General features: G+C 32.1%; 9 protein-coding genes. All 9 read left to right on the forward strand.

The annotated features are described in order from the left end of the window. The 9 genes from Q0776_RS12840 (at position 1) to Q0776_RS12880 (ending at position 12,137) form a co-directional block, all read left to right on the forward strand. Positions 1 to 1,386: an asparagine synthase-related protein gene (locus Q0776_RS12840; protein ID WP_298368909.1), complete on the forward strand. Its 1,386-nt coding sequence runs from the start codon at positions 1 to 3 to the stop codon at positions 1,384 to 1,386. A 438-nt stretch (positions 1,387 to 1,824) separates the two neighbouring features. Further along, positions 1,825 to 2,934: a glycosyltransferase gene (locus Q0776_RS12845; RefSeq protein ID WP_298368911.1), complete on the forward strand. Its 1,110-nt coding sequence runs from the start codon at positions 1,825 to 1,827 to the stop codon at positions 2,932 to 2,934. Positions 2,935 to 3,014: 80 nt separating this feature from the next. After that, positions 3,015 to 4,187 (forward strand): glycosyltransferase family 4 protein, encoded by a 1,173-nt coding sequence (locus Q0776_RS12850; RefSeq protein ID WP_298368912.1) that lies wholly within the window; start codon positions 3,015 to 3,017, stop codon positions 4,185 to 4,187. 3 nt (positions 4,188 to 4,190) lie between these two features. Further along, a complete protein-coding gene (locus tag Q0776_RS12855) occupies positions 4,191 to 5,360 on the forward strand; it encodes a glycosyltransferase family 4 protein (protein WP_298368915.1) in 1,170 nt (389 codons plus the stop codon). A 1,238-nt stretch (positions 5,361 to 6,598) separates the two neighbouring features. After that, positions 6,599 to 7,927 (forward strand): glycosyltransferase, encoded by a 1,329-nt coding sequence (locus tag Q0776_RS12860; protein WP_298368916.1) that lies wholly within the window; start codon positions 6,599 to 6,601, stop codon positions 7,925 to 7,927. A gap of 32 nt (positions 7,928 to 7,959) precedes the next feature. Then, positions 7,960 to 8,484: a serine acetyltransferase gene (locus tag Q0776_RS12865; RefSeq protein ID WP_298368919.1), complete on the forward strand. Its 525-nt coding sequence runs from the start codon at positions 7,960 to 7,962 to the stop codon at positions 8,482 to 8,484. Between the two features lie 11 nt (positions 8,485 to 8,495). Further along, on the forward strand, positions 8,496 to 9,599 hold the full coding sequence (locus Q0776_RS12870) for a glycosyltransferase family 4 protein (RefSeq protein WP_298368922.1): 1,104 nt from the start codon (positions 8,496 to 8,498) through the stop codon (positions 9,597 to 9,599). Beyond that, on the forward strand, positions 9,592 to 10,713 hold the full coding sequence (locus Q0776_RS12875; RefSeq protein ID WP_298368923.1) for a glycosyltransferase: 1,122 nt from the start codon (positions 9,592 to 9,594) through the stop codon (positions 10,711 to 10,713). The genes Q0776_RS12870 and Q0776_RS12875 overlap by 8 nt, the downstream gene beginning before the upstream one ends. Positions 10,714 to 10,886: 173 nt before the next feature. Continuing rightward, positions 10,887 to 12,137, forward strand: coding sequence for an O-antigen ligase family protein (locus tag Q0776_RS12880; RefSeq protein ID WP_298368926.1), 1,251 nt, complete (start codon positions 10,887 to 10,889; stop codon positions 12,135 to 12,137). Positions 12,138 to 12,148: the final 11 nt, after the last annotated feature.

The raw sequence follows: 12,148 nt of genomic DNA on the forward strand, positions 1-12,148 counted from the left end.
ATGGACAGCATAATTAAAACTCCTATAATTCCTATTAAAAAAACATTTGCGAAGGTTAAAGGGGCTCATGAATTAAATTTAGAGGCAATCTGTATTTTTGCAGCAACAGGTTTTTTTTTAGATCAAGATACCTATTGGAAAGATGAGGTTGTTTTAAGACCAGCAACCATAAACACTATAGATGAAAATGGTTTTTTAATTGAAAGTAAACCCTGGTTTCAATGGCATTATAGTCCAAGAAAAATTAGTTTTGAGAATGCGCTGCAAGAATTTACCATGCTGTTTGAAACAATTATTAAGGAGCAAACACAAAATAAGAAAGTAATTTTGCCTTTGTCAGGAGGGTTAGATAGTCGGACACAAGCAGTAGCATTAAGGAACCATCCACAGTTGAAATCTTATAGCTATGCATTTTATGGAGGTTATCCAGAGCATAAAATAGCCAAAGAGATTGCGGAGAAATGCCAGTTTTCATTTCAATCATTTGCTGTTCAAAAAGGATATTTATGGAATTGCATTGAAGAATTAGCAGGAATTAATAAATGCTATTCCGAATTTACACATCCACGTCAAATGGCTTTTATTGATAAGTTTAAAGAGTTGGGCGATGTCTTTTCTTTAGGTCATATGGGTGATTTAATGTTCGATTCTTTTAAATTACCCCAACTTACTTTTGAGGAAGAGGTACAGGAGATTATGAAGCTATTTTTAAAGAAAGGAGGTCTAGAATTAGCAACTTCACTTTGGAATTCTTGGGGATTGGAAGGTACGTTTGAAAATTATTTTGGTTCTCGAATAAGTGATTTATTAAAGGAATTTGATATAGAAAATACAAATTCAAAATTACGCGCTTTTAAAACGCAGTATGCTGTTGCAAGTTGGTCTTCAAATAATTTATCGGTATTTGAAAATGAGCTTCCTATTACGTTGCCTTATTATGATAACCGTATGTGCGCATTTATGTGTACCATTCCGGAAGAATATCTAACCAATCGAAAATTGCAAATAGCTTATATTCAGCAAAATGCTCCAGATTTGGCAAAAATTACTTGGCAAGAAAAGAAACCTTTCAATTTAAATAATTTTCATTTAAATAAGATGCCATATAATTTACCTTATAGGATCACAAACAAGCTTAAAAGAGAATTTAATGGTTTGTTAGGGAAGCCATTTATTCAACGAAATTGGGAATTGCAATTTGTAGGTGAAAATAATGAAAAGCACTTAAAAAAATGGTTGTTTGATTCTAAATTAAAAGAGGTTGTTCCAAAGAAAATTATTCAACAATTCTTTGACGATTTTAAGGATAAGGATGCTGTCAACTATTCTCATCCCGTGAGTATGTTATTGACCTTGGCGTTGTTTCAAGAGAAATTTAATAAATAGTCTTCGACAAGCTCAGACTGACAAAGATGAGAAGAGTAATAAAGGGTCTTCGACAGGCTCAGACTGACAATAACGGAGGGCAATAGTGAGTCTTCGACAAGCTCAGACTGACAAAGAGGAGAAAATTGTGAGTGAGTTGAAGCCTGTCACACTGAGCTTGTCGAAGTGTGGATAAGAAACGAAAAGTTAATCCGGAATTAATAATAGTCTTCGACAAGCTCAGACTGACATTAGAGAAGGGTAATAATGGGGCTTCGATGAGCTAAGACTGACAAGATGAGAAGAGTAATAAAGGGTCTTCGACAGGCTCAGACTGATAATGGAGAGGAAAATAATAGTGAGTCGAAGCATGTCATACTGAGCTTGTCGAAGTATGTTTTCATTAAAATTTCACACCTTGTTCAACTGTAAAATAATAGTATATTTATAGTTTAAAATATGGCAAGCAAAAAAATAAAAATACTTTATACAATCCCTAATTTTGATACTGCAGGAAGTGGTAAGGTGGTTTATGATTTAGTAAAAGGTTTGGATAAAGAAAAGTTTGAACCTGAAATATGCTGCTTTCATAATAGAGGCTCCTTTATGGATGAAATCAAGAAATTAGATGTGAAAGTACACTTATTTTCATTTGCCATTAACTACCGACCCTTTTTTACATTTCCCTTTAGAATTATAAAAACCATTCGCTTTTTTAAAAAGCATAAATTTGATATTATCCATTCTTGGCATTGGAGTTCCGATTTTTCAGAACCTCTAGCAGCAAAGTTAGCTGGTATTCCTTGGGTATTTACTAAAAAATCTATGGGGTGGGGAAATAAAGCGTGGAAATGGCGAAGTGCTTTAAGCTCTAAAATTATTACCATTAATTCAGATATGAAATCATTCTATTCTGGAAAAACACTTAAAAAGATTGAAGAAATTCCATTGGGTGTAAATACCAATTATTATACTCCTTCTTTTAAAGTAAATGAATTGGTATTGAAAGAAAGTAATATAGATTCTAACGATTTTGTAATTGTATCTGTAGTGAATTTGATTCCTGTTAAAGGAATAGAAGTATTGATAAATGCAGTTATTCAATTAGATAATCCAGCTATAAAACTACTTATTGTTGGAAATGATCAAGGAGACTACGCTCATAAATTAAAAAATATAGCAAAAGGAATTTCAACAATCCAGTTTTTAGGAAAAAAAGCAGATGTTAGGCCTTATCATGCCATTGCAGATGTATTTGTTATTCCAACTTTAGCTTTAGGTGAAGGATTACCAGTAGCTCCATTAGAAGCAATGGCTTCGGGTAGTATTGTGATTGGTTCAAATGTAAGTGGTGTAAAAGATATCTTAAAAAAATTCCCAAATAATTTGTTCGATCCCAATAATGTTCAAAGTTTAAAAGAAAGTATTTTAAGGATAATGAACATGAAAAAGGAAGACCATATTCAATTAGAAAAAGAAATGAGAGCTCTTGCTGTAAATGAATATTCCATAGACCAGTTTATAAATATGCATTCTGAATTTTATAAGAATATCATTGCAAAAAAGTAGCAATAATAGGGGCTAAAATTCAAGTTTATTAGAAAGCTTTTTTTAATTAAAATTGTACTATTTTTATAAAAATTAAAATATTGAATAACCCCATTAAAATAGCAGTTTATTCTGGTGTTTCACCAAGTACAACCTTTATTGAACGGTTGATAGGTGGCTTAGCCAAAAAAGGACTTAAAGTGTTCATTTTTGGTCAACAGAATCATAAAAAAACTTCAAGTGAAAATATTTTTTATTTTACCTATAAAAATAAATTAAGTAAATCATTATTTTTAATTAAATACTGTTTTTTATTAAGCCTTTATAAAGGAAAGGAAAAGAAAAGATTGGATAAAATCATTTTAAGTAAGAAGAGAAATTCTAAACTATTAAAAGTTAAGTATTATCCGGTATTATATCATTGTCCTGATATTTTTCATATGCAATGGGCAAAAAGTATTGAAGATTGGATGTGGGTTCAAGAGTTTGGAATGAAATTGATTTTAAGTTTAAGAGGAACTCATGTTACTATAAGTCCTATTGCAGATGAGCGTTGGAAAATAAAATACTCTGAATATTTTCATGAAATTGATGGTTTTCATGCGGTTTCAAAATCCATGTTGAGTATTTCGGAATTGTATGGAGTGGAGTTTTCAAAAATGAATATTGTAAAGAGTGGGTTAGATTTAAGAAGGTTACCATTTAATTCTAAAACTAAAAAAAGTGGTTTGGTGAGAATTATTTCTATTGGTCGAAATCATTGGGTTAAGGGATATACTTATGCATTAAAATGTATGAAGTTTTTAAAGGAAAAGGGAATTGATTTTCACTATACAATTGTAGGTGTTGATACTAATGAAGAGTTGTTGTATCAACGATCTCAGTTTGGATTAAAAAATGAAGTTTCGTTTATTGATAAAATGTCTTTTGAAGAAGTTTTAAAAAAGATATCAATGTCAAATGTTTTATTATTGCCAAGTGTTGAGGAAGGGATTGCCAATGTGGTACTTGAAGCTATGGCATTGGGAACTTTAGTTGTATCCACTGATTGTGGAGGAATGGATGAAGTATTGACTAATAATGAAAATGGATTTATAGTTCCAATAAGAGATGCTGAAGCTATGGCTGAGGCATTACATACAGTTTCTGACTTATCATTAGAAAACTATAATAAAATTACCAAAGCTGCTAGAGCTTTTATTGAAAAACAGCATAGTCATAAAAAAATGATACAAGAAATGAATGAGCTGTACAAACAAGTTATAAATAAGTAGGAGATGAGAATAGGATTGGTGTTACCTAAGGTTCCTGCATATTCAGAAACCTTTTTTTTAAACAAAATAAAAGGGTTGGAAAAACATGGCCACTCTGTAGTTGTTTTTGTGAATAGTTCTGAAAAACGACAAAATAGTTCTTTTAAGGTTAAAGTTGCTCCAAAACTATATGGAAATAAACTAAAAGTAGGAATTGTTAGTATATCAAAATTGTTATATGCTTTCTTGTTTCATTTTAAAGGAAGTTTTCGTTTGTTTAAGTTGTTGCGAAAAGATGGCATGAGTTTTTTACAAAGTATAAAAAACATCATCAGTAATGTTCATATATTATCGGAGACATTGGATTGGTTGCATTTTGGTTTTGGAACAATGGCGTTGAATAAAGAATATGTGGCTAAAGCAATTGGAGCAAAAATGGCAGTAAGCTTTAGGGGGTTTGATATTGGCATGTATCCTTTAAAAAATCCTAATTGTTATGCTAAGCTTTGGGAAAATGTAGATAAAATTCATGTGATTTCAAATGATATTGAAGAATTGGTTTATAAAAATGGGTTTAATGGAAAAGCTTCGATTGTAAAAATAACTCCTGCAATTGATACCACTTTCTTTAAAAAGCGAGCTCAACAAGTTACAACAGTTCCTACGAATTTTATTACAATTGCTCGCTTGCATTGGAAAAAAGGATTGGTTTATACCTTAGAAGCGTTGGCAATATTAAAAAAAGAAGGAATTCCGTTTCATTATACCCTTATAGGTGATGGAACAGAAATGGAAAGATTGAAATTTGCAGCCTATCAATTAGGTATTAGTAACCAAATAACTTTTAGTGGTAAAATCCCACACGAATCTATAAAAGATAAATTACAAAATTCAGATGTATACCTTCAATATAGTATTCAAGAAGGTTTTTGCAATGCAGTTTTAGAGGCGCAAGCAATGGGTTTATTGTGTATAGTATCAGATGCGGAAGGCTTATCAGAAAATATAATTGATAAAGAAACAGGATGGGTGGTACCTTCGTGCAATCCAAGATTATTAGCTAATAAAATAAAAGAAGTAATTAGATTAGAAGAATCAGAGAAAAAAAGTGTTTCATTAAATGCTCAAAAAAGAGTAAAAGAACATTTTAATCTTGAAAAACAACAACTTGAGTTTGTGAATTTTTATATTTAGTTGTTTAAAAATGTTGTGGTATAATTAATATATACCGTCACTTCGAGTGACTTTCAGAAGTAAAACGGAGGAAATTGTATCGAGAAGTATCGTGCAAGTTCTCGATACAACCTCGCACACTCGGTCACTCGAACTGACGGAAAGTGCGTCACTTCGAGTGGTATTTCGAAGTGAAACGGAGAAATAGTGTATAGAGAAGTATTGCGTTTGAGTTCTCGATACAACTTCGAATACTTTGTCACTTGAACTGACTTAAAGCACGTCACTTCGAGTGGTATTTCGAAATGGAATGAAGAAATAGTATACTGAGAAGTATTAGGTGCAAGTTCTCGATACAACCTCGCACACTCGGTCACTCGAACTGACGGAAAGTGCGTCACTTCGAGTGGTATTTCAAAATGGAATGGAGAAATAGTATACTGAGAAGTATTAGGTGCAAGTTCTCGATACAACCTCGCACACTCGGTCACTCGAACTGACGGAGGCGAGAAGTATTGCGTGTGAGTTCTCGATACAACCTCGCACACTCGGTCACTCGAATTGACGGAGGCGAGAAGTATTGCGTGTGGGTTCTCGATACAACCTCGCATACTCGGTCACTCGAACTGACGAAAAGCACGTCACTTCGAGTGGTATTTCGAAATGGAATGGAGAAATAGTGTATCGAGAAGTATCGTGCAAGTTCTCGATACAACCTCGCACACTCGGTCACTCGAACTGACGGAGGCGAGAAGTATTGCGTGTGAGTTCTCGATACAACCTCGCATACTCGGTCACTCGAACTGACGGATTCGAGAAGTATTAGGAGTGAGTTCTCGATACAACTTTGAATACTTTGTCACTTGAACTGACGGAGGCGAGAAGTATTGCGTGTGAGTTCTCGATATAACCTCGCATACTCGGTCACTCGAACTGACGGAGGCGAGAAGTATTGCGTTTGAGTTCTCGATACAACCTCGCACACTCGGTCACTCGAACTGACGGAGGCGAGAAGTATAAGGTGTGAGTTCTTGATACAACCTCGTATACTCGGTCACTCGAATTGACGAAACTGCGAAGTATTATTTAACTTGCGAAAAATATCCATAAAACCTACTGTTCCAATTAGGTTCTTTTATATTTGTATAAAAAGATTACGTTGGAAATGAAAATTGAGTTTGAATGGATATTTTAAAACATTATTTTCGTAAACCTAACAAGTTTCTAAAACCTGTTAGGTTATAATTTTATAAAACTAAATGCTATTTAAATTCTTAAAATACATATCACCAACAAATTATTTCAATTTAGAAAGAAATAACAGTACTACTATATTTCCAGAATGGGATGCCTTACCTAAAAATATACAAGGGCAAATAAAATTAAATAAGGCTTATAGTAGTTTAGAAATAAGTAAATTAGATGGTTCATATCAGGCTATTCAAAAAGGGTATATTGGAAATGTAAAAACAATTAATTTTGAAACTCCTATTCCCATAGAAGATGAATACCGTTTTATACGAAGCTATTTTAATAAATTATGGGTGTACTATACCTTTCTACTTCGTCTACTTACTTTTCACAATCCATTTAAAGAGTTTCAAGCGTTTTTTAACACAAGAAAAGTAAATCAAATAAACGTATTTACGACGTATTTAAAATATCCAGAATGGGATAATTTTAATAGTAAAATAGTGAAGCAACAGCCTAAAGTGAGTGTCATTATTCCTACGTTAAACAGGTATACTTATTTAAAGGATGTGTTAAACGACCTAGAAAAGCAAGACTATACTAATTTTGACGTTATTGTTGTTGATCAATCTGAGCCTTTTCAAGAATTATTTTATAAAGAGTTTTCTTTAAAATTACGCGTAATTCGTCAACAAGAAAAAGCATTATGGTTGGCAAGAAATACGGCAATTAAAACTTCAAATGCTGATTTTTTATTGCTTTTTGATGATGATAGTAGAGTAGCAGCTGATTGGATTACAAACCATTTAAAGTGTATTGATTTTTTTAATGCTGAAATATCATCAGGTACTTCCATATCTGTAGTAGGCGCAAAAGTTCCAGATTCGTATCGGTATTTTAAACTATCTGAGCAGATCGATACAGGGAATGTACTTATTAAAAGAGAAGTGTTTAAAAAAATAGGTTTGTTCGATAGACAATTTGAGAAACAACGTATGGGCGATGGTGAATTTGGATTACGGGCCTATTTGGCAGGTTTTTTAAATATTTCCAACCCAACTGCAGAGCGCTTGCACTTAAAAGTTGAAACTGGAGGATTACGACAAATGGGTAGTTGGGATGGATTTAGACCTAAAAAGTGGTTTGCTCCACGACCTATTCCAAGTGTGGTGTATTTGTTTAGAAATTATTTCGGGAATACATTAACACGTTATGCCTTATTGAAAGCGGTTCCTCCGTCATTAATTCCATATAAATATAAAGCAAATGTAAAAATGATGTTGTTGGGGTATGTGCTTTCTTTATTATTATTTCCTTTGGTGTTGTTACAGGTTTGGAAATCGTGGAAATTAGCAAGTAAAAAATTAACGGAAGGAGCTAAAATTGAAAAGTTATAATAAAATAGCACCTTAAATTGTAAATTTTTAGAATGACACAATTAAAATATTTTTTTTCGGACATTAATAGAGTGTTAGGTAAAAGAAAAGCTAGAATTATCCATATTTGGATGAGTAGAATTTTTGTGGGAATTTTTTTATACAGATTCGAAAGGAGTTTATTTTTAATCTTTAATAATATTTACGGAGTTTTGAGAATTCCGTTGATACCATTGTTTTATTTATTACAAGCATATTCTAATATTGATATCCATTATAAAGCGAATATTAAAGGAGGATTATTAGTTTTACATCCTTCTTTAGGAATTGTAATTTCAGGTCAGGTAAGTATTGGTAAAAACTTGACTTTAACAGGAGGTAATTTGATTGGTTCAAAAGTAAACTGTGAGAAAGGTTCATTTGTAATTGGTGATAACTGTACGTTTGGAGGCAATGCAACGCTTATTGGCCCTTTAGTTTTAAGTGATAATATTAGTGTAGGAGCTTCAGCATGTGTTGTAAATAATTGCCTTCAAAAAAATAGTATTTTAGTGGGTGTACCTGCAAAAGAAGTTTAATAACTTAATAAATGAGTTCTAAAAAAATACTAATTGTAACCTCTGAATTTCCTCCACAACCAGGAGGAATTGGAAATCATGCTTATAATTTGGCGCAGCAACTTCAATTAAATGATTTTAGTGTTACCGTTTTAACCGATGTACGATCAAAAGACGGTTTTGAGGAGCAGCAATTCGATGCTAATTTGCCTTTTAAAGTAGTTAGAACTAAACGTTATAAAATAATTGGATTTACTTATTTAAAACGCATAATAACTTACAAAAGATTGGTGGCGAAAAGTAAGTTGGTTTTAGCGTCGGGGAAGTTCTCATTATGGTTAGTTGGTTCAGATCCCTTTTTTAATAAGTTACATGCATATGCTGTAATTCATGGTAGCGAGTTAAATTTAAAAGGATTCAATAAAAGGTTAACAGATAGCGCATTGTTAAATTTTAATACAATTATTGCTGTTTCAAATTATACAAAGTCTTTAATTGCACATGTTAAGCAATCTAATGTAATGGTAATTCCAAACGGATTTAACTTAGAAAACAGTACTATAAAAACTTCAAAAAAAGTACCATTCACTACTATAGAATCTCCAATATTAATTACAGTAGGAAACGTATCAGAACGTAAAGGGCAATTAAATGTAATTAAAGCCTTGCCATTATTGATTGAAAAATATCCAAAAACACACTACCATATTGTTGGAATTCCAACGGAACAAAATGGATTTATGGAAATTGCTAAAAAGTTAAAGGTTGAAAGTCACCTTACTTTTCATGGCCAAGTAAGTCAACAAAAAAAACTACAGTTACTCAAAGAGAGTACTATATTTGTAATGCTGAGCAATAGAACACAAAGTGGTGATGTTGAGGGATTTGGTATTGCAATTTTAGAGGCGAATGCCTTAGGATTACCAGCCATAGGATCTAATGATTGCGGAATTGTTGATGCTATTAACGAGGGAGTTTCAGGTGAATTGGTACATCCAACGGATATAAATGGATTTGTGCAAAAAGTGGCGCAAGTTTCCTCTAATTATAAAGCATATCAAGTAGGTGCAAAAGAATGGTCTTCTGAATTTAGATGGGAGGTTGTCATAAAAAATTATATAAACATTTTTGAGTAAGTTATTAATTATATCGCATACAGAACATTATTTAGATGCCAACGGAACCATTGTAGGATGGGGCTCAACGGTTACTGAAATTAATTATTTAACCGAAATTTTTGATGAAATAATACATATAGCACCATTTTTTAAAGATAAAGCACCAAAAAGTTCAGTTGCCTATAATTCTAAGATATCGTTTATTCCTTTAAAACCGTCTGGAGGTAAGTTTTTTGGAAAGTTTACTATTTTAAGCAATGCGCCCTATAATTTGTGGCAAATACATAAAGCGCATAAAAAAGTAGCTATTATTCAATTTAGAGCACCAACTGGCATAGGATTGTATGTATTGCCTTATTTGAGATTTATAAATAGGAAACCTTACTGGGTAAAGTATGCTGGTAATTGGATGGGAGAACGTTTACCGTTAGGAAATAGATTTCAAAAATGGTGGCTTCAAAATATGTTGGAAACTACAACAAAAGTTACTCTTAATGGAAATTGGGACGGTGTTGGTATAAATAAATTGGCATTTGAAAATCCTTGTTTATCAAAAGAGGACAGGGAGTTAGGTTTACAGATTGTGAATAATAAATCGATTGATAATAACTACAATTATTGTTTTGTTGGTGGGTTGAATAAAAACAAAGGAATAAAAGAATTTGTGGAAGTCTATAAAAATCTGCAACATTCGAAATTAGGAAGCTTACACATAGTTGGAGACGGTGTATTAAGAAAAGAGTTGGAAAAGGAAGCGCTCACTTCCAAAAATGAGATTATTTTTTACGGGTATTTACCTAAAAATAAAATTGTTGAAATTTATAAAAAGTGTAATTACATAGTATTGCCCTCAAAAAGTGAGGGCTTCCCAAAAGTAATTGGAGAAGGAATGAATTACGGTTGCATTCCAATTGTTTCCGATATTTCTTGTATAGGTCAATATGTACAAAATAACTACAATGGCTATTTAATACATCCCCTAACTAAAGATAAATTAAGCAGTGTTTTGTTGGAAAGCTTGTATAGTTTGTCTGTTGATTCCAAAGAATATATGGAAATCAATTATAAATTAGCTCAAAAATTCACCTATCAGTATTATTTAAATAGGATTCAAAAAGAAATAGTGGGTTAAGGCTTGCATAAAAACTTATTTCTGTAAATTTGAAATGGTGATTTTAAATATTTTAATTACTGCATTTATAAAACGAACCCTTGATAAACAATAAAACATTTAAAAGTAATTATATACTAGTACTGCTTCATGTGGGCTTGGGTGTTTTGATGTTATTGGGAGGCATTTCTAAAATGGTGTCATTAGCGGTTGTTTTATTAGGGATTATAAACATTATAAAATCAAAAAACGACGGTAACCAAGCAATTTATTGGAGTGCTTATATGGTGGGAGCTGAGGTTTTGTATAGAATGTCTGGAGGTACTTTTTTATATGAATTACCAAAATATTCCATCTTATTATTTTTAGGGTTGGGGTTATATATTGAAAAAAAACGGCATCATGTTTCCGTATCCTATTTTATAATAATATTACTTTTATTAATAGGGATTGCTTTTATGGATATTCCTTTTAACGAGTCGATTCGAAAAGCAATTGCTTTTAATTTAAGCGGCCCTATATTGTTATGCGTTTCGGCTGTTTATTTTTATAAAAGAGAAATGTCTATTTCAAAGATATTGGATGTCCTGTTTTATATGTTGTTGCCTATTATTTCAATGGCAGTATTGCTGTATTTTAAAACCCCAGATTTTGAAAAAATTAGATTTAGTAGCAACGCCAATTTTGCTACTTCTGGAGGGTATGGACCTAATCAGGTGGCAACAATTCTTGGTTTGGGAGGTTTTATTGTAGCAGTACATTTATTTTTTAAAAAAAGGATTACTTCTTTGTATCTACTTGATTTGTTTTTGCTTTTATACATTGTTTATAGAACCTTAATTACATTTTCAAGAGGAGGTATGATAACCGTAATTGTTGCGTTAATTGCATTTACATTTTTTTACATTTTGGCAAGAAAGGATACCATAACCCAATTGGTTAAATATGTGAGTCTTATTTTCTTATTTGGAATCGCATTGGTGGTATATACGGCCGATTTAACGGGAGGTATGATTATCAATAGATACACCAATAAAAATGCTGCTGGAATAGAGAAAAAGGATTTTAGTACAGGAAGGATTGATTTATTTAAGAGCGAATTGGAAAATTTTTATGAGCATCCTTTTTTTGGTATTGGTGTAGGAGGTTCCAAGTATGATCGTTTGGAAGAAACAGGTGTTTTAGCCGCTTCGCATAATGAAGTGAGTAGGTTGTTCAGTGAACATGGAATGATTGGATTGATTGTATTAATACTGTTGCTGCTAATTCCGGGACATCATATTTTAAATCAGCCTTATTTGGCACGGGCTTTTTTAAGTGCTTTTTTAATATTTTGGTTTTTAACTATTAATCATTCGGCTATGCGGATTGCGTTTCCAGCATTTATTTACGGATTGAGTGTTGCTGTTATTAGTTTCAAATCAAAAGAAAAATTAAACGATTAATTGAGTTTTAT

This window comes from uncultured Lutibacter sp. (assembly GCF_947495725.1).
Classification (GTDB): domain Bacteria; phylum Bacteroidota; class Bacteroidia; order Flavobacteriales; family Flavobacteriaceae; genus Lutibacter.